The organism is Delftia acidovorans NBRC 14950 (assembly GCF_001598795.1).
GTDB classification, from domain to species: domain Bacteria; phylum Pseudomonadota; class Gammaproteobacteria; order Burkholderiales; family Burkholderiaceae_C; genus Comamonas; species Comamonas acidovorans.
This window is the reverse complement of record NZ_BCZP01000010.1, coordinates 89294-111850: the sequence shown is the minus strand read 5'-3', so window position 1 is coordinate 111850 and position 22557 is coordinate 89294. Positions and strand designations below refer to the sequence as shown.

At 58.4% G+C, this 22557-nt stretch carries 19 protein-coding genes and 1 pseudogene; 15 read left to right on the top strand and 5 right to left on the bottom strand.

Features of this window, described 5'->3' with window-relative positions; all coding sequences use genetic code 11:
- Positions 1-85: 85 nt before the first annotated feature.
- Positions 86-2830 (top strand): bifunctional [glutamate--ammonia ligase]-adenylyl-L-tyrosine phosphorylase/[glutamate--ammonia-ligase] adenylyltransferase, encoded by a 2745-nt coding sequence (glnE, locus tag DA1_RS15040; RefSeq protein ID WP_034389764.1) that lies wholly within the window; start codon positions 86-88, stop codon positions 2828-2830.
- A gap of 374 nt (positions 2831-3204) precedes the next feature.
- On the opposite strand, the gene DA1_RS15035 is transcribed toward glnE, so the two are convergent.
- Positions 3205-3825: a glutathione S-transferase family protein gene (locus DA1_RS15035; protein ID WP_013804599.1), complete on the bottom strand. Its 621-nt coding sequence runs from the start codon at positions 3823-3825 to the stop codon at positions 3205-3207.
- Positions 3826-3940: 115 nt separating this feature from the next.
- On the opposite strand from DA1_RS15035, the gene purB reads away from it, so the two are divergent.
- The 3 genes from purB to DA1_RS15020 are packed head-to-tail and all read left to right on the top strand — an operon-like array spanning position 3941 to position 6989.
- Complete coding sequence (purB, locus tag DA1_RS15030; RefSeq protein ID WP_034389767.1) at positions 3941-5320, top strand: adenylosuccinate lyase; 1380 nt, start codon at positions 3941-3943, stop codon at positions 5318-5320.
- 4 nt (positions 5321-5324) lie between these two features.
- A complete protein-coding gene (locus tag DA1_RS15025; RefSeq protein ID WP_034398069.1) occupies positions 5325-6401 on the top strand; it encodes an acyltransferase family protein in 1077 nt (358 codons plus the stop codon).
- A gap of 27 nt (positions 6402-6428) precedes the next feature.
- On the top strand, positions 6429-6989 hold the full coding sequence (locus DA1_RS15020; protein ID WP_034389769.1) for a YaeQ family protein: 561 nt from the start codon (positions 6429-6431) through the stop codon (positions 6987-6989).
- A 26-nt stretch (positions 6990-7015) separates the two neighbouring features.
- Here DA1_RS15020 and DA1_RS15015 read toward each other — a convergent pair whose 3' ends face one another.
- The 3 genes from DA1_RS15015 to DA1_RS15005 all read right to left on the bottom strand — a co-directional run bounded on the left by DA1_RS15015 (position 7016) and on the right by DA1_RS15005 (position 8583).
- The gene (locus DA1_RS15015) at positions 7016-7729 is read right to left on the bottom strand and encodes a hypothetical protein (RefSeq protein WP_034389771.1); all 714 of its coding nucleotides are present in this window, start codon (positions 7727-7729) and stop codon (positions 7016-7018) included.
- A 151-nt stretch (positions 7730-7880) separates the two neighbouring features.
- The gene (locus DA1_RS15010) at positions 7881-8060 is read right to left on the bottom strand and encodes a hypothetical protein (protein ID WP_034389773.1); all 180 of its coding nucleotides are present in this window, start codon (positions 8058-8060) and stop codon (positions 7881-7883) included.
- A gap of 91 nt (positions 8061-8151) precedes the next feature.
- On the bottom strand, positions 8152-8583 hold the full coding sequence (locus DA1_RS15005) for a DUF3717 domain-containing protein (RefSeq protein ID WP_034389775.1): 432 nt from the start codon (positions 8581-8583) through the stop codon (positions 8152-8154).
- Positions 8584-9095: 512 nt separating this feature from the next.
- Here DA1_RS15005 and DA1_RS15000 point away from each other — a divergent pair.
- From DA1_RS15000 to DA1_RS14990, 3 genes are all read left to right on the top strand, one after another.
- Positions 9096-9836 (top strand): TerC family protein, encoded by a 741-nt coding sequence (locus DA1_RS15000; RefSeq protein ID WP_034389777.1) that lies wholly within the window; start codon positions 9096-9098, stop codon positions 9834-9836.
- Between the two features lie 135 nt (positions 9837-9971).
- On the top strand, positions 9972-10430 hold the full coding sequence (locus DA1_RS14995; RefSeq protein WP_013804594.1) for a hypothetical protein: 459 nt from the start codon (positions 9972-9974) through the stop codon (positions 10428-10430).
- 152 nt (positions 10431-10582) lie between these two features.
- The gene (locus tag DA1_RS14990) at positions 10583-10930 is read left to right on the top strand and encodes a phage holin family protein (protein WP_012202791.1); all 348 of its coding nucleotides are present in this window, start codon (positions 10583-10585) and stop codon (positions 10928-10930) included.
- Here the strand turns inward: DA1_RS14990 and DA1_RS14985 are convergent.
- A complete protein-coding gene (locus DA1_RS14985) occupies positions 10904-12529 on the bottom strand; it encodes a M48 family metalloprotease (protein ID WP_034389779.1) in 1626 nt (541 codons plus the stop codon). The genes DA1_RS14990 and DA1_RS14985 overlap by 27 nt on opposite strands.
- Positions 12530-12683: 154 nt before the next feature.
- On the opposite strand from DA1_RS14985, the gene moaC reads away from it, so the two are divergent.
- The 8 genes and pseudogenes from moaC to DA1_RS29730 all read left to right on the top strand — a co-directional run bounded on the left by moaC (position 12684) and on the right by DA1_RS29730 (position 22543).
- Positions 12684-13160, top strand: a complete 477-nt coding sequence (moaC, locus tag DA1_RS14980) for a cyclic pyranopterin monophosphate synthase MoaC (protein WP_034389781.1) — start codon at positions 12684-12686, stop codon at positions 13158-13160.
- Between the two features lie 113 nt (positions 13161-13273).
- Complete coding sequence (locus DA1_RS14975; RefSeq protein WP_034389783.1) at positions 13274-14596, top strand: nucleotide sugar dehydrogenase; 1323 nt, start codon at positions 13274-13276, stop codon at positions 14594-14596.
- Positions 14597-14738: 142 nt separating this feature from the next.
- Positions 14739-16670: an acyltransferase family protein gene (locus DA1_RS29750; protein ID WP_081232010.1), complete on the top strand. Its 1932-nt coding sequence runs from the start codon at positions 14739-14741 to the stop codon at positions 16668-16670.
- A gap of 59 nt (positions 16671-16729) precedes the next feature.
- Positions 16730-17724: pseudogene (locus tag DA1_RS31595) on the top strand (IS30 family transposase).
- 51 nt (positions 17725-17775) lie between these two features.
- Positions 17776-19044 (top strand): oligosaccharide flippase family protein, encoded by a 1269-nt coding sequence (locus DA1_RS29740; RefSeq protein ID WP_162269879.1) that lies wholly within the window; start codon positions 17776-17778, stop codon positions 19042-19044.
- Positions 19028-19768, top strand: coding sequence for a class I SAM-dependent methyltransferase (locus tag DA1_RS29735; RefSeq protein ID WP_080736784.1), 741 nt, complete (start codon positions 19028-19030; stop codon positions 19766-19768). Before DA1_RS29740 ends, DA1_RS29735 begins: the two co-directional genes overlap by 17 nt.
- Before the next feature lie 106 nt (positions 19769-19874).
- Positions 19875-21167, top strand: a complete 1293-nt coding sequence (locus DA1_RS30450) for a hypothetical protein (protein ID WP_155294166.1) — start codon at positions 19875-19877, stop codon at positions 21165-21167.
- Positions 21168-21295: 128 nt separating this feature from the next.
- Entirely contained in the window at positions 21296-22543 is a 1248-nt protein-coding gene (locus tag DA1_RS29730) for a glycosyltransferase (RefSeq protein ID WP_080736785.1), read from the top strand.
- The last annotated feature ends 14 nt before the right edge of the window (positions 22544-22557 follow it).

Here is a 22557-nt window from a genome sequence, read left to right as displayed (position 1 = left end):
GGACGGTAACCAAGGGTTGCTGCGATCCCTCTGCGCGTGAGTGGCCGCTTCTTTCGCGTTCCGTATGCAATCCTCAGAGCACGCAATGGCAGACACGGCCTTGAATGTCCCCGCACAGGCCGCCTATTCCCGTTTCCACCAACGGCTGCATCGTCGCTATGGCGACGAGTTGAGCCTGTTGCCGCCGGGCCCGCCCGAGCGCGCCTCCATGGAGCAGGCCCTGTCGGCGCTGCTGGAGCGCGGGCTGGACCTGTCGGCCGCGCTGCGCGTGCTGCGCCAGCTGGTCATGGAACGCACCATGGTGCTCGACTGCGAGCAGCAGGCGCCGCTGGCCGTGGTCACGCGGGCCGTGACCGAGCTGGCCGAGCTGGCGCTGGAGCGCGCCTGCATCCAGGTGCGCGCCGAACTCGATGCGCGCCATGGCGCACCGCAAGGCCCCGAGGGCCGGCCCGTGCAGCTGTGGATCATCGGCATGGGCAAGCTGGGCGCGCGCGAGCTCAATGTCTCCAGCGACATCGACCTGATCTACGTCTACGAGCAGGACGGCGACACGGCCGGCCTGCCTGACGGGCGCGGCGTTCTCTCCAACCATGAGTACTTCGCGCGCGTTGTCAAAGGCATCTATGGCCTGATCGGCGACACCACCGAGCACGGATTCGTGTTCCGCGTGGACCTGGCGCTGCGGCCCAACGGCAACTCGGGGCCGTCGGCTGTCTCGCTGGCCTCGCTGGAAGAGTATCTGCAGACCCATGGCCGCGAATGGGAGCGCTTCGCCTGGCTCAAGAGCCGGGTGGTGGCGCCCATGGACAGCGTGCGCTCCACGCAGGTGCAGGCGCTGCGCGCCGTGGTCCTGCCCTTCGTCTTTCGCCGCTATCTGGATTACGCGGTCTTCGATGCGCTGCGGTCGCTGCACCGCCAGATCCGCGAGCATGCGGCGCGGCGCAGCGCGGGCCATCCCGGCCGCTCCAATGACGTCAAGCTCTCGCGCGGCGGTATCCGCGAGATCGAATTCACCGTGCAATTGCTGCAGGTGGTGCGTGGCGGCCAGTTCCCCGAGCTGCGCTGCCGCCCCACGCTGGAGGCGCTGGGGCGCCTGGCGCGCGCCGGCCTCATGAGCCAGGAAGTGGCCGACGCCCTGGGCGCGGCCTATACCTTTTTGCGCCGTGTCGAGCACCGCATCCAGTACCTGGACGACCAGCAGACCCATGTGCTGCCCACGCGCGATGACGACCTCGAATGGATTGCGCGCACCATGGGCTTTGCCGATACCTGCGCCTTCCTGCACCAGTTCGACGCCCACCGCGAAAAGGTGGCCGAGGAGTTCGACACCCTGCTCGGCGGCTCTGCCCCGCCGCAATGCAGCGCGGGCCGATGCAACGGCGCCCGCAGCCCTGCCCAGGGAGGAACGCCGCGCGAGATCGATGGACTCATGGAGCAACTGCCGCCCGCCCTGGCCGCCCACGTGGCCGACTGGCGCGGCAATGCCCGCATCGCCAACCTGCGCGACGAGGCGCGCAGCAGGCTGTTCCGCCTTGTGCAGCGCACGGCGCAATGGGTGGCCGAGCGCAGCGTGCCCGAAGACGCCGCAGTGCGCTTTCTGAACTGGCTGGAGCCGCTGCTGCGCCGCGAAAGCTATCTGGCCCTGCTGCTGGAGCGCCCTGCCGTGCACGAGCGGCTGCTGGACCTGCTGGGCGCGGCGCGCTGGCCCGCGCGCTATCTGCAGCAGCACCCGGGCGTGATCGACGAGCTGGCCAACGACGCCATGCTGGGCGAGCGCTTCTCTCCCATGGATTTCGAGCATGAGCTGGCCCTGCGCCTGGCCGCGCTGCAGACCACGGGCGAGGACGACGACGAAACCCTGCTGAACCTGCTGCGCCGCGCTCACCATGCCGAGGTCTTTCGCACGCTGGCGCGTGATATCGAGGGCCGCATCACGGTCGAGCAGGTGGCGGATGACCTCAGTGCGCTGGCCGACTGCGTGCTGCGCGTGACGGCCAGCTGGTGCTGGAGCCGGCTCAAGAACCGCCACCGCGAGTCGCCGCAGTTCGCCATCATTGGCTACGGCAAGCTCGGCGGCAAGGAGCTGGGCTACGGCAGCGACCTGGACATCGTCTTCGTCTTCGATGACGACGACGAGCACGCCTCCGAGATCTATGCCGCCTTTGTGCGCAAGCTCATCAACTGGCTGGCCGTCAAGACGGGCGAGGGCGATCTGTTCGAGATCGACACCGCGCTGCGCCCCAACGGCAACTCCGGCCTGCTGGTGACCAGCTTTGCCTCCTATGCCAACTACCAGCAGCAGCGCGGCAGCAACACGGCATGGACCTGGGAGCACCAGGCCATGACGCGGGCGCGCTTCGTGCTGGGCAGCGACGATCTGCAGGCCCGCTTCGACGCCGTGCGCGAGGCCGTGATCACCGCGCCGCGCGACGCTGCGGCCCTGCGCGACGAGATCGTGGCCATGCGCGAACGTGTGCGCAGCGCGCATCCGGTGCGCGGCGGCCTCTTCGACGTCAAGCACAGCCCCGGCGGCATGGTCGATGTGGAGTTCGCCGTCCAGTACCTGGTTCTCTCGCAATCGGCCCTGCATCCGGGGCTGATGGCCAATCTGGGCAACATCGCGCTGCTGCAGCGTGCGGAAGAGGCGGGCCTGCTGCCTGCAGGCGTGGGCCAGCAGGCCGCCCGGGCCTACCGTGAACTGCGCCGCCTGCAGCACGTGGCGCGGCTGGACGAGCGGACGGCCCAATTGGTGCCGGGCCAGGCCGAGCCGCTCAGTGCGCCGGTCAAGGCCCTGTGGGAAGCGGTTTTCACGGGGGCCGCTCTGGTGTGAGGATGCGGGGAGGGAAGGTGGTCGGCCCTGGCCGACGCCGTCCCGTCAGCATCCATCGAACACGGCCTACAGCAGAATGACGCTCCTCGTCAAAATGTTACATTTTTCCCGCCCCCGACCCCTGGAACTTCTGCAAAAGTAGCTCATCTATTGGACAGGTTGACGAGAGAGGGTATCCAGACCGAATTTCACGTTGCGAAGCCTCTGGGGCCACAGTCCTGAACTGTTCCGCCCGAAGCGCTTCTCCTCCCTCCCTCTCTTTATTCGTTTCGGGATGCTTCGCAACTTTTTTATGCCAGCAAAAAGGCCACCCATCGGGTGGCCTTTTTTGTTGCCGCTGCAGCTGCAGTTGTCGTTGCGGGGGTGACCCGTTTTCAGGGCTGGGGCGGGCGTGTGGCCGCAAAGCTGGCGCGTTCCGCCAGCTTTGCCTGCAAGGTGGCCAGATTGGGGTGGTCGGCGCGCCAGTCCAGTTCGGGAAAGCGAAAGTCCAGCCAGCCCAGGGCACAGCCCACGCACACGTCGGCCAGGGTGAAGTGGATGCCGCAGCAATAGGGCTTGTCGCCCAGGCCCTGGGACATCACGTTCAGTGCGGCGCGCACCTTGGCCAGCTGGCGGTCTATCCAGGCCTGGCAACGCTGCTCTTCGCTGCGGCCATCCCAGGTGGCCTCGAGGCGGGCAAGGGCTCCGGCGTCCAGCACGCCATCGGCCAGGGCTTCCCAGGTCTTGATCTCGGCACGCTCGCGGCCTGTGCCGGGGATCAGCTTGCCTACCGGGGAAAGTGTGTCCAGATATTCGACGATCACGCGCGAGTCGAACATGGCATCGCTGCCGTCCATGACCAGGCGCGGCACCTTGCCCAGCGGGTTGCCGGTGCCCGGCGACAGCTCGCGGCTCCAGGGGTTTTCCTCGACGAACTGATAGTCGAGCCTTTTCTCGGCCAGTACGACGCGTACCTTGCGTACGTAGGCGCTGGTGGAGGAACCTATCAGTTTCATGACTGTTTTCCGTGGCGAAGAGGCGCCCCATGGGCGGGCAGCCGATTCTATGCGCTGCCCGGCGATCTCCCCCTACAGTCCCCGTTTTTGCCGCGCGCACCTACAATCACGGCCCATGAATCTGCCGCACATCTCCGCCCTGTCCCCGCTCGACGGCCGCTACGCCGCCAAACTGTCTCCTCTGCGCCCGATCATGAGCGAGATGGGATACATGCACCGCCGCGTGCAGGTGGAGGTGACCTGGTTCATCGCCCTGTCGGACGCCGGCTTTGCCGAGTTCAAGCCCCTGACCGAAGGCGCCCGCGTCTATCTGCAGGATCTGGTGAAGAACTTCTCCGAGGCCGATGCCGTGGCCATCAAGGACATCGAAAAGACCACCAACCACGACGTCAAGGCCGTGGAGTACTGGATCAAGGGCAAGTTCGACGGCCGTCCCGAGCTGCTCAAGGCCGCCGAATTCGTTCACTTCGCCTGCACCAGCGAAGACATCAACAACACCAGCCATGCGCTGCAACTGCGCGCCGGTCGTGACAGCGTGCTGCTGCCGGCCTTGACGGGCATCACCGCCAAGCTGCGCGAGATGGCCCACGCCTACGCGGCCGTGCCCATGCTCAGCCGCACGCACGGCCAGACCGCCAGCCCCACCACCGTGGGCAAGGAAATCGCCAACGTGCTGGTGCGCCTGGAAAAGGCCTCTGCCCGCATCGCCGAGGTCAAGCTCCTGGCCAAGATGAATGGCGCCGTCGGCAACTACAACGCCCATCTGTCGGCCTGGCCCGAGTTCGACTGGGAAGCCTTCAGCAAGAAGGTGATCGAGTCGCCCGAGCCCCAGGGCCTGGGCCTGAGCTTCCAGCCCTACTCGATCCAGATCGAGCCGCATGACTACATGGCCGAGCTGTTCGACGCCATCGCGCGCGCCAACACCATCCTCATCGACTTCTCGCGCGATGTCTGGGGCTATGTGTCCCTGGGCTACTTCAAGCAGCGCCTGAAGGCCGGCGAGATTGGCTCGTCCACCATGCCGCACAAGGTCAACCCCATCGACTTCGAGAACGCCGAAGGCAACCTGGGCCTGGCCAACGCCCTGCTCAAGCACCTGGCCGAAAAGCTGCCCATCTCGCGCTGGCAGCGCGACCTGACCGACTCCACCGTGCTGCGCAACATCGGCGTGGCCATGGGCTATGCCACGCTGGCCTACAGCTCGCTGATGACGGGCCTGAACAAGCTCGAACTCAACGAAGAGCGCCTGCAGGAAGACCTGGACCACGCCTGGGAAGTCCTGGCCGAGCCCATCCAGACCGTGATGCGCCGCTACGGCGTGCAGGGCGCCTACGAAAAGCTCAAGGAAGTCACGCGCGGCAAGACCGTGCAGGCCGAAGACCTGCACCGCCTGATCAACGGCCTGGAAATCCCCCAGGCCGACAAGGATCGCCTGCTGGCCATGACGCCTGCCTCCTATGTGGGCAAGGCGGCCGAGCTGGCCCGCCGCGTCTGAGTTGATGCAGGCCCATGGCGTCGGCGCTGCGGCGCGATCCAACAATTTTGATGCGCTGAGGCTGCTGGCTGCACTGCTGGTGATCTGGAGCCATCAGTTCGCGGTCATGGGCCTTCCGGTTCCTCAGCTCCTGCACAACGAGCCGGGTGCGCTGGGCGTCGTCATCTTCTTTGCCATCAGCGGATATCTCGTCACCCTGTCATGGCTGGCAGACCCCCACCTGGGGCGTTTTGCTGCCCGACGCGCGTTGCGGATCTGGCCCGGCCTCACGGCGGCTGTGCTGCTCTGTGCCCTGGTTCTCGGGCCCCTGGTGACCTCCTTGCCTGTGAAGGCCTATTTCGCGCATTCATTGACGTGTGACTATCTGCGCAACCTGTGGCTGGACACGCAGTTTGCGCTGCCGGGCGTATTTGATGGCAACGTGCTGGCTTCATCGGTCAATGGTCCTTTGTGGACCATTCCTCTGGAAGTGGGCTGCTATGCCTTCCTTGCTGCAGCCGGTGCCCTGGGTCTGATGTGCTGGCGCTGGGTTGCCCCATTGGTATTTCTTGCGCTGCTTTTGGGCATGCAATGGCGCTACAGCCCGGCGCCGGGTGCGGCCATGCCTGCGTGGTCCTTCGGGCTGCAATACGGCATGGTGTTCGCGCTGGGTGCGACGCTGGCCTGCTGGCGCCATCTGTGGATAGGGCGCCGCCCGATCGCCATGGCGGCCATGCTGCTGGTGATTGGCGCCCTGTACTTCAAGGGTCCGGCGATCATTGCGGGCCAGGCACCCTTGCTGGCGCTGGCCGTGGTGGCCGTGGTGGCCGGATCAGCCTCCACTCCCATCCTCAAGCACGCAGGGCATTTCGGTGATTTCTCCTACGGCCTGTACATTTACGCCTTTCCCGTGCAGCAGCTGGTGGCCTGGCATTTCGCGGATCGGCTCGGCTATGGCGCGGCTCTGGCCTGTACCGTGGCCGGCACGGGCCTGCTGGCAGTTCTGTCCTGGCATTTGCTTGAAAAGAAGGCGCTGACCTTCAAGCCCGCCAGGCCTGCTTCGGGTGTTTCCAAAATTCCTTCGGCGCAAGTGACGGGCTGACCCGCACCTGCCGAACGTACTCGTCTCATGGCCCTCAAATCCACCATCTTCAAGGCGAACCTGTCCATCGCCGACATCGACCACGGCTACTACGCCGACCATGCGCTGACCCTGGCGCGCCATCCTAGCGAGACGGACGAACGCATGATGGTGCGCCTGGTGGCCCTGGCCCTCAATGCACACCAGCTCAATGACATGTGCAAGGGCGACGGCACGCTGGCGTTTGGCGCAGGCCTGTCCGATCCCGAAGACCCCGATGTCTCGCTGACCGACTTCACGGGCGCCAAGCGCCAGTGGATCGAGGTCGGCCAGCCCGAGGAAAAGCCCATCGTCAAGGCCTGCAACAAATCCGATGCGGTGGTGCTCTACGCCTTCCACCATGCGGCCGAGGTCTGGTGGAAGGGCCTGGAGGGCAAGCTGGCGCGGCTGAACAAGCTGCAGGTCTGGCGCATTCCCTCCGAAACATCCCAATCCCTGGCGGAACTGGCCGAGCGCAGCATGCAGCTGCAGGCCACCATCCAGGAAGGCGCGCTGACGCTCAGCAGCAACCTGGGCACGGTCTTCATCGAGCCGCTGCGCTGGAAGTAAACGGGTTCCCGCTCAAGGTCCCCGTCTCAACCCGGCAACTGCATCCGTACGGCCTGGGCGAAGGACTCCACGGTCCAGCCCGCGCCCAGCAGCATGCGGCGCGTGGACAGGCGGTCCATGACATCGTCCGGCACATTGCGGCCCAGATGGATGAGCGACTTGCTGTCCGCAATGCCCACATATCGGCCGTCATAGCTTCGCGCCAGATGGTTCCACAGGCCGTGGGCGCCCGGCGACTGGCGTGCGCCGCTGACCAGGCAGGTGCCTTTGTCCAGCACGCTGCGATACACGGCGCTGGCAATGCCGCGCCGCTGGTAATGCGGCGCAAAGCGCGAATGCGGCGAGCGCACGCGCCGGTCAGTGCGCTTGTCCACCTCGACCAGGCGATTGAACACCGTGTAGCCGGCCAGGCAGCGCCGCTCCATGTCCTCCACGTAGGCAAACCATTCGCCGTCGGCCTCACGCCAGTGCAGCTGGAACTGCGGGTCGTGCAACGGGCGGCGCTCCAGGCCATGGAGCTTGTTGCCGGGCTGGTACAGGCGCTCGTGAATGGCTTCGAGCTCGCCCTCCACCAGCGGCTGCATCACGTCGATGCGCAGCTCGGTGACGTGGCGTGGCGCGCAGCGGGGCAGGGCGCGATGCGCCACGGTATCGCTCAGATGGCGCAGATGGCGCAAGAGCGTGGAAAAAGAGGGGGCGGCAAAAGAGGGCCCGGCTGGGTCAAGGGCTAGACAGGTCACGGCAGGGCTCGCTTCGTCGGCTGGCCGTCGGCTGGCCTTGAGGCCGGGCAGACGCGTGAAAATCCAACCGCCTTCAGCCTAGGGATGAAGGCGGCGCAAGAAGAGCGGATTCAGTGAAGCGACGCTGCCCGGTTCCGCGCAGGGCAGCGCATCAAGACCGTGCGGCCTGTCGGGGGCCGATGTTCAGCCGTGCCGCATCACGCTCGCGCAGGCGCGCGGCCGTGGCGGGCCAGGCCTTGCCGGCCGGCACGCGCGTCTCGCCCGCATCACGTGCCGTGAGGCGCAAGCAAAGGCGGAGGTGGCTGTGGCGGTAAGCGGCGGTATGCAGCATGGCGGCCGATGTTAGGCCGTCTGCAACATCGCACTGGTCCGGTGCGGTATCCGGCAGATCAGCCGGCAATCAACCAGCAATCAGCCAGCAATCAGCCAGAGTCACGCGATGTATCCGTGCGCTCGGCCGCACGTTCTGCATAGCGGGTGAAACGCCAGGAGTCGCCCTCTGCCGTGATCCTGCGCCAGACCATCCGCTTTTGTGCCGGCTCCATCGCGGTCCACAGCTGCACTTCGTTAAAGCTGCGGCCGCAGCCCTTGCATCTTTCGTCGCCCTGGCTGGTGGAGCAGATGGCGATGCAGGGCGTATCGGGCGTGGTGTCGTACCAGGCCAGCCAGGCCGCCATGGCGTGCGAGGGAAAGCCCTCAACCTGTACTTCGCTCTCATGCCAGAAGATCATCAGCGCGTACACCTCGGCCAGGGCCCGTACTTCGGGCTGCAGCAGCACGCCGTCCGGGGACGGATGGCGCTCACGCCAGTAGTTGATGGCGGCTTCGATGTCGGTGATGTGCAGTGCGGTCATGGACGGTCAGGGGGAAGGGACAGCGATGATAAGACGCCTGCCCGCGCACGGCCGGGCATGGCTGCAACACTCCGTTGGTTCAAGGGTTGCTATGGATAGTGAAGCATTTGAGGTAGGCGAATAAATGGTCTGGGGGATGCGCGACTTGTGCTTTCCGTGGAAATGAAGGGTTTTTTCACTTGCGTGCCGTGGCGGCTTTGTGTTGCAATCCACAGGTTCGAAGGGGAGTAGCTCTCTGCCGGCGGGGGGTGGTTTTTGCAAAGCCACCGTGCCGGCATCGGAATGGTCGTCAATACGAAGCGCAAGCTTCCGGCCTTCCGGGTTGCGGTGCATACCGCAGCCGAGCAAGACCTTTGATGGACCTGATGACGGTCGATCAAGGTGTTCTCCCCTGAGCCAGGCATGTCCTTGCCCGGGTAGGCGCTGTGTCGTCGCATCGGTCTTTCTGTGCTGGTGGGTGTTTCTCCAGGAGGGAGGAGTTCTCGCCGGCCTTACTCAACAGCGAGGACCTTATGGACTTGGACTTTCTGACTCACGCCCCGTTCTGGGTGGCCCTGGGCCAAATCATCATCATCGACATCCTGCTGGGCGGCGACAACGCGGTCGTGATCGCGCTGGCCTGCCGCAAGCTGCAGCCCGAGCAACGCAAGAAGGGCATCATCTGGGGCACGGCGGGTGCCATCATCCTGCGCGTCATCCTGATCGCCTTCGCGATGACATTGCTGGCGCTGCCCTTCCTGAAGTTCGTCGGCGCACTGCTGCTGGTGTGGATCGGCATCAAGCTGATTGCCCCTGATGAAGACGGCCACGACAACATCCAGGGCAGCGACAAGCTGCTGGCCGCCATCAAGACCATCATCGTTGCCGACCTGGTGATGAGCGTGGACAACGTGATCGCCATCGCCGGCGCTGCCCAGAGCTCGGGCGAGCACCAGATGCTGCTGGTCGTGCTGGGCCTGTTGATCTCCATCCCCATCATCGTCTGGGGCTCGCAGCTCGTGATCAAGCTGATGGAGCGCTTCCCCATCATCATCGTGGCCGGCGGCATGCTGCTGGGCTGGATTGCCGGCGGCATGCTGGTCACCGACCCCGTCTTCGCCAATACGGAGAAGTGGGACTGGATGGTCAAGCTGCCCCAGACTGACATGCTCAAGTACGGTGCCAGCGTGTTCGGAGCCCTGCTGGTGCTGGCACTGGGCAAGTACATCGCTTCGCGCCGTCCTGCTCCCAAGGCCGGCGCCCACGGAGCTTGATCCGCTGAAAAGTTGAGGTGGGCGCCGGGTTGGCCCGATGGGCCGCCCGCGCCGATTCGCGACAATCCATGGCAAGGGCGGCCCCGGCCGCCTGCCTCTCCCACTCCCGCAAACCCAGTTCGACAAGGACTTGCTTTGAACCCCATCATCGTCTACGTGGATGACGCTTCCTACGCTCTGCCTCTGGTACAGGCCCTGGCTGCCTCGCCGCAGGCCCAGGCCTCGCACTGGCTGCTGGTGGCCTGCGCACCGCGCATTACTCACCGGGTCAGCAAATGGGTGAGCCACAGCGCGCGCGAAAGCTGGCGCGGCAAGTGGGCGGACAAGCTGTTCGCCCAGTTGCTGCCGGTGTTCGGTGACAGCGCTGGCAGGATCACGCCAGTGCTGGCCAAGGGCCCGCTGGCCGAACTGGTGGCCCAGCTCCAGCAGGAGCACGGCACGGCCCAGATCGTCGATGCACGCCGCCCCAAGCAGGAAGCCACGGCTCCCGCCGTGGCGCCTGCCGCCCCGCTGGGCCGGCGCTGGAATCTTCCGGGAACGCTGGCGGCCATCGGCGCGCTGATGGGCCTGGTGTTCGAGGAAGCGATGATCTAAAGGCTGGCGTCTGCCTGACCGCTCTGGTCAGGCGATCGCTTTCAGGACGGCATCCCGGAAAAAGGGATGCCGTTTTTCATGGGGTTCTTCGGCCCACGGTTTCCAGTGCGCCGCCTCAACCTGGATCTGCCGGCTGCTGCTATGCTGCCCGCATGAAAATCCTGATCAAATGGCTGCTCAGCGCCGGTGCCCTGCTGGTCGTGGCCTATCTCTACGGTGGCGTTCAGGTCAACAGCTTCAGCTCGGCCATGATCGCGGCGCTGGTCATCGGCCTGCTCAACGCGGTGCTGCGGCCCATCCTCGTGGTGCTGACGCTGCCCGTGACCATCGTGACGGTCGGGCTGTTTCTCTTCGTGGTCAACGGACTGATGTTCTGGGCAGCCTCGGGCCTGCTCAGCGGCTTTCACGTCGCGGGTTTCTGGGCGGCCATGCTGGGCGCGCTCATCTACTCGCTGCTGGGCCTGGCTATCGAATCACTTCTCGCGCGCCTGTTCCCTTAGCAGCTCCTCCACGGCACGCAGCCGCGTGTCCACGATGGAGGCTTCGATGAAATCCACCTTGGGCCCGCCCTTGCGGGCCAGGTCCTGCGCGGCCTTGAAACGGTCCACTGCCGCCGCGTAGTCGTAGTGCGCGACCTGGGCCTCGGCCTCGGCACGCAGCGCGCGCAACTCCTGGCCCTGGGCGCGCTGCACCTGGGCCAGCAACTGCCAGGCGCTGGCATCACGCGGGTGGTCCGTCACCCAGGTCTGCAGCGGGCCCGCCATGCTGGCGGCGCCTTGCTCGCGCAGCAGGATCTGTGTGCGCATCAGCAATTCCGGCCTGCGCACGGCGCGGTTTTCGACCACATTGACGGTGGCCAGGCTGGGGCCGCTCTCCGTTGTCTTGGCGGGGATGGATTCCGTGGGATTGGCCTGGGCAGGCGCAGCTGCCGGCAGGTAGAGCGGTGGCAACGCCTGCAACGCGGCGCCGGGCTTGCCGGCCGTCAGCTCCAGTTCGGCCTGCAGCAGCTTGGCCTGCCGCTGGGCGCCGGCATCTGCGGCGGTTGCCACTTGAAGCCGCCCGGACATTTCCCGCGCTTCGGCCCAATCGCGCAATTGCACGGCGCTCAGCGTGGCGGCATATAGCTGCGCCACCTGCTGGGTTTGGGTTTGGCTGCCAAAGCTGGTGGAGCGCGGCTGCTCGGCCCACTGGCGCAGCACATCCACGCCGGGGCGCGACAGCACGCGGGCCCGTGCGGCCATCATCACGTGTTCCAGGGATGGTGCTGGCGCAGGCGCAACGCCACGCGGCAGGCGCGAATGCATGTCGGCCATGCGTTCCGTGGTCAGCGGATGGCTGCGCAGATAGGGCCAGCTGCCGTTGTCATTCAGGCGGTTGGCCTGCTGCAGCTTGTCGAACATGGTCACAAAGCCCTGTGGCGCGAACCCTGCAGGCGCCATCAGCCCGTAGCCCATGCGGTCGGCCTCGCGCTCCATGTCGCGAGAGAAATTGAGCTGGTTCTGCACGGCCAGCGCCTGGCCACCCATCATCATGGCCATGGCGGCATCGGGGCTGCGGCTGGCGGCCAGAGCGCCCAGAATCATCGAGCCGATCATCAGCGGCGTCTGCTTGCCCTGCTGGGCAATCAGTCGCGCGATATGGCGCTGCGTGACGTGGCTCAGCTCGTGTGCGAGCACCGATGCGAGCTCGTCGCGTGTGCTCACCACGCCGATCAGGCCCAGGTGCACCCCCAGATAGCCGCCGGGCAGCGCAAAGGCGTTGACCGATCGGTCCCGCCCCAGCAGGATCTCCCAGGCAAAGCGCTCTTCCAGCTCGTCCGAAAGCTCGCCGCGCGTGCGTGCCGCATCGACCAAGTGCTGCCAGATGCCTTCCACATATTCCTGCAGTACCGCATCGTCGATGTAGTCCGGATCGCGGTACAGCGAGCGGATGATGCGGTCACCCAGGCGCCGCTCGTCACTGGTCGTCGTGGCCGCGCCGTCGCCCAGCGTGGGCAGGCGCAACTGGGCCTGTGCGGGTGTATGCGTTGCGATGGTGAGAGAGGCCGCCAGCAGCTGCAGGCTGACGGCGATACGTGTCTTCAGGCGTGATGGGTGCATGGGCAGGTAGGAGGCCAGAAGGCCGGGCCCTGCACCTTGATGCCGGGCGGTGGAACACCCCACTATGATGCCTCGGTTCGCCGAACGTTCATGGCGCGTTCGACCTGCGTGTCAGGACTGCCATGGGCCGGCCAGTGCATTTTCAGGAGTTTCCATGTCTTCCCTCACCCATTTCGATGCCCAGGGCCAGGCCCACATGGTCGACGTCGGCGCCAAGCCCGCAACGCACCGCATCGCGGTCGCCGAAGGCCGCATCACCATGCAGCCCGCCACCCTGGCCATCATCCAAGGTGGCACCGCCAAGAAGGGCGACGTGCTTGGCATTGCGCGCATCGCCGGCATCATGGCTGCCAAGAAGACCAGTGACTTGATTCCGCTGTGCCATCCGCTGGCGTTGACACGGGTGGCAGTGGAGTTTGATCCGTTGCCCGAAACGTCGTCCGTCCGCTGTCTTGCCACCGTCGAGACCGTTGGTCCGACCGGGGTGGAGATGGAGGCGCTCACAGCCGTGCAGGTGGCCTTGCTCACGGTCTATGACATGTGCAAGGCGGTGGACAAGGGCATGGTGATGGAGGGAATCAGGGTGCTGGAGAAGCACGGAGGCAAGACGGGGAGCTTTGTGGCGCAGTAGCGTCTGTCGCGCGATTGCCGGTACCAGGGAAAGAACGGCCGGTTCACAATAACTGCTGGAAGGTCGCGGGGTGTCCGTGACAGAGAACGACAAGAAATCAGAGGGAAACACCAATGCATGCTGGCAACCCGGGGGCCCTTGCGCGCCTCAAGGAAAAGATCTCCCATGGCTCTGTGCGCGTGGGTATCTATGGGCTGGGATATGTGGGCCTGCCTCTGGCCCTTCGCTTCGCCGAGGTTGGCATCAAGGTGGTGGGCTTTGATATTGATGAAGCCAAGGTCCGTACGCTGGGCGAGGGCGGCAGCTATATAGAGCGAATCACTCCCGAGCAGATCAGACGTGCGCTGGAACAGGGATTCGAGGCCACCACTGACTTTGCACGGACAGAAGCAATCGATGCCCTGATCATCTGCGTGCCCACGCCCCTGAATGTTCACCGCGAGCCCGACCTGAGCTTCATCATCAACACGGTGGAGGCGGCGCTGCCTCACATGCGCGAAGGTCAGTTGCTGAGCCTGGAGAGCACAACCTGGCCCGGCACGACGGACGAAGTGCTGGCACCGCGCCTGCGCAGCCGTGGACTGGAGCCTGGCGCCAATTGCGCTCTGGTGTTCTCTCCGGAACGCGAAGACCCTGGCAATCCGCATTACGGTACCAAGGACATCCCCAAGGTGATCGGAGGGTGCACTGCCAGCTGCCTGGAACTGGGCATGGCGCTGTACCTACATGCCATCCAGACCATGGTGCCCGTCAGCAGCACCAAGGCGGCTGAAATGACCAAGCTGCTGGAGAACATCCACCGCAGCGTCAACATCGGCCTGGTCAACGAGATGAAGATCGTGGCCGACAAGATGGGCATCAACATCCATGAAGTCATTGATGCAGCTGCCACCAAGCCCTTCGGCTTTGTTCCCTATCGACCCGGCCCCGGCCTCGGCGGCCACTGCATTCCCATCGACCCCTTCTACCTGACATGGAAGGCGCGTGAATATGGCGTAAATACGCGATTTATCGAACTGGCCGGTGAAATCAACCACTATATGCCGCACTGGGTGGTGGGCAAGGTCGCCGATGCACTCAATGAACGGGGCAAGGCCATCAAGGGGAGCCGTATATTGGTGCTGGGGCTGGCCTACAAGAAGAATATTGATGACACACGGGAATCCCCAGCTGTGGAGATCATGGATCTGCTGCAGGCCAAGGGTGCGGATATAGATTACAGCGATCCGCATGTGCCGGTGTTTCCGCATAAGCGGGATTACCACTTTGACCTGAGGTCTGTTCCGCTGAATGAGGAAACAGTGGATCGCTATGACTGTGTGGTCCTGGCCACGGACCATGACGCGTTTGATTATGCGCTACTGGCCAGCAAGGCGAAGATATTTGTGGATACACGTGGGCGAATGCAAGGTGGATTCAATGTCATTGCTGCTTGAGTCGTTGTTGTTCTTGCGCCATTCTCTGGATGTTTCTCGACTTTCGGTGAATATGTGGGAGATGTTAATTAATATTTCAAACGAAATTACCCAGGAATCGACGTCCGTGTGCGACGAACGATGATTCAATAAAGGAGGGGCCATGGATAGTTCCAATTACAGGCCTGATATTGAGGGAATGCGGGCGGTTGCCATCGTCCTTGTCGTTCTGTCTCATTTTTCCATCGATGGATTCTTTGCGGGGTTTATCGGGGTGGACGTTTTTTTTGTGATCTCTGGTTACCTGATAACTGGAGTGTTGGTGCGGGAATATGAATCTTCTGCAAAGATAGAACTGCTCCGTTTCTTCTCTAATCGTATGCGCAGGCTTCTGCCCGCGCTGATGCTGGTTATTCTGGTCGCTGGTGCTGTTGTTTATAATATTGAGCCTGAAACAACACATCTAAGCCAAAGTATGGCGGCCGCAATGGCTGTTGCATGGATGAGTAATATATATTTTGCATTTTCTTATGCAAATTATTTCTCATCGGAATCTGGCGAGAATGCATTCCTCCATACATGGTCTCTGGGTGTGGAAGAGCAGTTCTACATTGTCTGGCCTTTGATCATTCTGGCGTATTTCAAGCTGCATAGAAAATACTCAAAGGTAACTGCGCTGGTTCCTTTGTTTTCAATCATTGCGATCTTGTCATTGCTGGCTTGCATATTTATATCGCAGTTCAATTCCATATTTTCTTTTTACATGATGCCAACCAGGGCATGGCAGTTCTCGGCGGGAGCCCTTGCATGGGTACTTTTCAGGCAAGGAAAATATTCATCTGGGTTTTATGGCATTGCGGGCTGGGTGGGAGTCATCCTGTTGATGGCTGGACTGGTGGGAATCGATAAAAATACGGCATACCCAGGCTGGGCAGCCATTATCCCAACCCTGGCCGCATGTGCGCTTCTGGTATCGGGGGGGATTCTGGAAAGCAACCGCTCATCGGTGATGGCATGGCCTTCAAGATTATTGGCGACGCCGTTGATGCAAGGCATCGGGAAGATCTCGTACGCATGGTATCTCTGGCATTGGCCGGTGATCATTGTTGGTGCCTATGTGGCTCCTGTGAAAGGCGATTTTCTCAATACGATTGCAGCACTGTTGATCTCATTGATGTTGGCGGTATTGACACATTACATTCTGGAGAATCCTGTGCGCTATGGACGGCTTGCTCGCGTACGCCATGGTTGGCAGATGCTTGCTGCAGTTTCTTTGATTTTGATCGCCAATTCTCAGTTACTGCGCTGGAATGCACATGCCCAGGAGGTCTTGACGATCGAAGATAATTCAAGGTATGTGCAGGCCAAGAATGATGCCCCTATGATTTATGGCTTTGACTGTGATGATTGGTTCCACAGTTCCGAGCTGAAGCCCTGTGTTTTTGGTGAGGATTCGGCAAAGAAGACGGCAGTACTATTTGGCGACAGTATTGGCGTTCAATGGTTCTCTACTTTGGCGGCAATGTATGATCCTCACCAATGGAAAATCGTCGTGCTGACGAAATCTTCATGTCCCATGGTGGACGAGGTATTTTTTTATCAACGCATAGGGCGTGAGTACACTGAATGCGAGGAGTGGAGAAACAAGGCCATCGAATGGCTGCAGGCCAGGAAAGTAGATAATATATTTCTGGGAAGTACGGCTTCTAGTGATTTCACGGAGAAGCAATGGACGGAAGGGACTGGGCGGATTCTGGAAAGGCTCTCTCGGAGTGCTGATGCAATCTTCGTGATTGAAGCCAATCCTACGCTTGGTTTTAATGGGCCGGATTGCTTGATAAAAGAAAAAAAGGAAGGGGGGCATAAATGCCAATCCCTCTCGGAAAACTCCCAATATTCCAGAGTCGCCTCTTTTTTAAAAAGTGTTGTGGATAAATACCCGAAAGCCCACTGGATTGAGACCGCCAGCTTTGTATGCCCTGAGGGCCTGTGCCAAGCAATTCGCAACGACACTGTGGTGTTCAGGGATGCACAGCACTTGACTGCAACGTTTACGGCGAAGGCGGCTATGCACTTTTCCGATCAGATGAGATGAGTAATTCCAACGGTGGCCTCAAAGCTGAAGTGCAGTGCCCTTTACCGTATGGGGTTCACATGCAGTTGCCAACTAGGGATGAACAACTCCAGCCCGGGGCCCGTATGACGATCGCCGGCATGCTCCAGCAAGGGCACAGCGTGCAAGCTACGGGTCGCCCGCTGCAGCGCCCGCTATCTACCATCAGCTGCAAGTTGGTGCGCAATTGCCCGGCCGATATGACCTACGGCTCGCACCGCGCTGAACTGGCATGTCAGGCTTGTGCCAAGCTGTCTTCTAGCAGCCTGTCCTGGAGCCTGGTGATGACGCTGTTGGGGCGCAAATGGTTGCCCCAACAGATCGCCGCTACCGGCAAGCACCCCTATCCCAATGAGGCCGCACGCCACGTGTCCCAAGAAGCCATCTACACCGCCGCCGCCCAGCCTCGTGGCGAACTGCGCCGCCAGCCCATCGCCTGCCTGTGCCGGGGCTGCGGTACACGGCTTGCCCGCATTCTGGGGATCGACCAGCACGGCCAGATCCCCGAAGTAGTCCGCGTCCACGCGCGCCAACCCGAGATTGAGGCATCGCGTAGTGCCCGGCCACTGGGGGGGCGACTCATAAAAGGGAGGCGGGCAAAAAGTCCTGCGTGGGCGTGCTGGTGGCGAGTTTCGGTCGCTTGGTGCACGGCGACAGCTCTGCCCTGGCAGGCTTCACCGCCAAGCTCAATTGCATCGCCACGCCGATGCTCCACACCTAAAAACAGGGCAATCAGATGAGCAGTCATCAGCAACTGGCTACAAACGCGGGCGCGCGGGTCTACTTCTGCGTTCCGCACAGCCCTTGGCCGTGCAGCATTTGCGAGAGCACCGATGGGCTGCTGCCCCACTACCTTCCCAAGGGTATGGACGACCTGACCGTGCGCAGGCAGGACGATTTGGAAGCCGCCATCGCTGATGGCTTGAATGGCAGGCCTCATGCAACCGGTGGCTTCAACACTCCACTTGCCGTCTTCTCACACCTGCTGGCCATGGCTCAGCAGGGCCCGTGTTCTTGCTCGGCACTCGCGTGTTGAAACCGTTATATTCATTTTTCTCCTGATAATGCTTGCCAATTAAGGGTGATGATGAATCACTTCAAAAACTTCAATACCATGGGCTGGATTCTCTTTGAGAAATTTCTGCGTATTGCGTTGGGGTTTTTTATTTCTGCAGCTGTGGCTCGATATCTCGGGCCAAGCCAGCATGGCTCGCTTTCTATAGCCTTGGGAATAGTGGCTATCTTCATAGGCTTTGCGGGAATGGGGGCCGATCATATCAATATTCATGAATTTGTGATACGCAAAGACGCGAATTTGCGTAAATTCTTTTCATCAATTCTTGTTGTCAGATTAATCTGGGCTTCTTTTTGTTTTCTCGCGCTTTGTATTTATATTTCTGTTTTTTCCTGGGAGAGTTGGAAAATCTACAGCATCCTGATTTGGATGGTGCCAATTACAGCATTATCGATATATGGGAACAGAATTCAAGCTATTGGGGGCTTTAGAAACCAAGCGATACTGGGAATTTTTGTGCTGGTGTGCGCTGCTCTCGCCAGAATGTACGGTATAGGTGCCGGGAAAGATATAAGTTTCTTTGCAGTAGTTGTCACTGGTGAAACCATGACGCTCTCTTTTGCATATGCTGCATGGCTTTTGAGGAAAGGCCATCAGAAATCATTTTTTATTTCTCCTGATGTGGTAATGATGAAGGAATATTTTCTAAAATGCATTCCAACTGCGTTTTCAGCCGGACTGGTTTCCATCTTTCTACGTATGGAGATATTCGTAATTGGTTATATGATTGGTGATGCATCAGCTGGGCAATGGGCCGTTGCAAACATGATGGTTGCGCCTTGGTCAATAGTTGGTGCTGCTATATTGCCAATTGTGAATCGCAATTTCTCCTTGCTTGAAAAAGACGAACTGCGCTCTGCTCAAAACTACTCTCGTTTGATAAGAGTAGTGGCCTTGATATCATTGTTTGCAATATGTATAAACTGGTTGGCCATTATTCTTGTGATCCCTTGGCTGTTAGGCTCGGCTTATTCAGACGCATATTTCATAATGATGATTTCTTCGTTTGCTATACCATTCCTTTTTTTTGGTGGGGTTCAGGATATATGGATTGCCCATAAGGGCAATACAAAAGTTGTTCTCAAGAAAATCATGCTGGGATTGCCAATTTCCTTGGGTCTGTTGTGGCTGTTTGTCGGCTGCTTGGGTGCAGAGGGGGCCGCAATCTCTATGATCATCTCCTACATGATGACGACAATTCTGATGAACATAATTTTTGATAAAGAGTACTTTAAGGTACAGATGCTTGCATTGGGGGTGAGATATGCATGGAGAGTATGACTACTCTATTTATTATAAAAAATATCATGATGGCTCACCGGAAGATATTCAGAGAAGGGAGAAATTATTCGCTGGATTAATTTTTGATTTAATCAAGGACTACCCACGAAGCAGTGCTGTGTTGGACTACGGGTGCGGCGATGGTGGATTAACTAGTTATCTGGGGAAATTCTTCGATGAGGTGCTGGGCGTTGATGCCAGTGCCGAGCAAGTGGAGTCGGCACGACGGAATGGGGTAGATGCTAAGTGCTTGCATACTGATGATTTCTCGGCATGGATTGAATCAAATGCTGGAAAATTTGATATCGTTTTTTTATTCGATGTATTGGAGCATATTCCTGTTGATTTGCAAATGAATTTCATGAGGGGATTGGTGAAGACTTTGAAAATTGGCGGTGTGATATTTATTAAAGTACCGAACGCCAATTCATTGCTTGCTAATCGATGGCGATACAATGATTGGACTCATTGCAGCTCTTTTACAGAGAGTAGCTTGGATTTCGTTTGCTTGAATTGTGGACTAAAGCAGCCAGAATATTTTCCTGATGAATCAAATGTCAAGCCTAGATATTGGTGGATTCCTCGCTATTCGATTTTTGGATTCTATATAAAAATGATATTTCGAGGATTGTGGTGGCTATACATTCGCTCCGAATTGGGCCCCCAGGCGAAAAATATACCTCTTGGTGTTAATCTCCTTGCAAGAGCGCGAAAGCAGGAGTGAGGGAAATCTGTTTTTTTGAGGGGTTGATGAGTGGTGTGTGTGTTAGATACCAGGGCCAAATAGCTCAAATATTGATTTGAGTGAAATTGAAATTTCATAGAAGGGGGTGAGTATTTTTGCTAAAGACCATGAGCACCGGCATATTGCAGGTCTTCTGCGTGAGGCAAGAGCTGCATGTCCTTACGATGACGTTTCAGAATGGATGGTTTACTCGCAAATAGTTTCGCCATTTTTGGTCAATTTTGTAGAGTGGATCATTTCAGACGCGTTGAAACGCGAGGTGAAAATATTGTACTTTCTGGCGAGAGATGGGCAGATATTGCACAAGATTGCCAAAGCATTGACAGCCTGCCGAAACATTCCTATTGAGTGCCGCTATCTCTATGCTTCACGACAAGCCTTGCACCTGCCCGGGCATGTCAGCATTTCGCAGTCGAGAAGTTGGATTATGGATGACACAGATTATCTATCCATTAGAGCTATCTCGGAGCGATTGGCAATACCAGTGGAACTTTTTGGGGAAAAGGTTAGAAAAAAAATAGATGTGGATTTCGAGAAGAATCTGTCCAAGGACGAGCGGAGAATATTGAGCCTTCTTCTTGAGGAAAATTCAATTTCCAAATTAATAGATGAATCCTCAAAAGAGAAACTCGATCTGGCCGTCAAGTATTTTAGACAGGAAGGCGTGATATCAGACGAAATCCGTAATATTGGTATCGTAGATGTTGGGTGGCACGGGCGCCTCCAGCGCTCAATCGATAATATTTTGTCCAAATGCGATATTTTTCCCAGTTATATACATGGATACTATCTGGCTCTTTTTGATAGCATGGTTTATTCCGATGCTACTCGCACGCATGCATTTATGTATTCTCCCTACCAGCCTGCTACTAGCGGCGGGGAGTGGATTCTATCAAATTTAGGAATGATGGAGCTTTTTCATTCCGCAGATCATCCATCGACTATGAGCTACTCAGCTGATGAGTATGGACGATATGGTCCTGTTTTTCTCGATCATTCTGTGTCGAATAATTCCGTTTTCCGGCAAGAGGCGATATTGTCATTTGCCAATCGTTATGCTGCATTGAGTGGATCTCTTGGTCGTTCAATTGAATTGGGCAAGGTAAATAACAGACTTCGTCGATTACTTGAAAGGCCCTCAATAGAGGAGGCTAAAATTTTTTCAAAATACTACCACTCTGAGCATCAAGTCGAAATGGAATCGGTTCCATTTGTGCGGAAGATGACCTTGATGGAGGCATTCAGAAAACCTCCATCACGTACTCATGGTCTTTGGCCTGCGGGGTCTCATGTAATAACCGGGACATTTATTTACTATTATTCTCGAAATATTGCGTTTAGAGTTAAGAGAATCATATCAAGGTGGTTGATGTTCTGAACAGAAGATGATATTTTCTGTCTTTCTTTAGATGGCATATATTGAATTATTTTCTTTGTGCATGTAGTCCAAATAATCAGTTGCACCACCTGCAAATAGACTTAACTCCATAGTGAATAGAAGGCTGCATGTATATTGAAACTGGCGTAGCTCCTAAGGTGAAAAAGCTGGCTTTAGTCAGCAGAACTGGAGCCCATGGAGGAGGGGCGAGCGCGGTGGCGTGCCAACTCGCAAGTCTAATTGGAGGCTCGACTGAAATTAGAGCTGAGCATTGGACCGCCGAACCAGAACCTCCTTACCCTAGAAAAAGCGTAAGGCAAGGTGCGTTGAATGGGTATATATACCGAGCTAGTCGATATATATCTAGAAAGACGGGTTTTGTCGATTTGACAACGATCACGTCTGGCCCAACTTGTGAAGATGGGCTTCCGTATGATTTATATCATTTTCATGATATATCTGATGCAATATCCCCACGCACCATAAAATATCTAGCAAAATATTCTCCCGTAGTCTGGACATTCCACGATTGCTCCCCTTTTACTGGAGGATGTATACACCCATTAGGCTGCACTTCTTTTATAGCTGGCTGCTCAAATTGTCCGCAATTGGGAAGGTGGCCGCAGATGACTTCCATAGATCGAACTGGGTTTCTGCAGCAGTATAAGATAAGAATGGTCAATGAGAATTTGAGTGCAATCGTCTGTCCCTCTAAATGGATTGCCGACGAGGCAATGAGGGCGGGTATAAGCAAGAATAAAATCCATGTCATTCACAACGCGGTTGATACTAAGCTATTTCAACCAATGGAAAAGCGGCGGATTAGGGAAAAATTAGGATTTCCATTGGATGGAATTCTCATATTGCTTGCAAGTGTTGATGTTCTTAATCCTTTTAAAGGATTGAAGTATGCATTGCAAGCGCTTTCATTGCAAAAGATTCGACTAAATGTTCTTCTGGTCGGGAATATGAAGGAGAAGTTGGTTCTGCCTGAGATGCATAACTACATCATTCGCGAGTTCACACCTGATAGGACTTTGCTGGCGGATTATTATGCAGCCAGTGATATTTTTCTTCTTCCTTCCATAGCGGAGAATTTTCCATTGGTATTGCTTGAATCAATGTCCAGCGGAACTCCCGTAGTTGCATTCGATGTGGGCGGAATCAAGGAGGCACTGACCCATCAATTCGATGGATGGATGGCTTCCAGAGGTGATATGGAAAGTTTGGCATACGGATTGGATTTGATGGTTTCAAATGAACATTTAAGATTGCAGTTATCTCAAAATGCAAGGGTTACCACCCTCCGTAAGTTCGGTGAACAGAGATTTCTTATGAGTCATTTGAATTTATACAAATCGCTGTTGAGTGGATAAGATGTGAGAGAGTT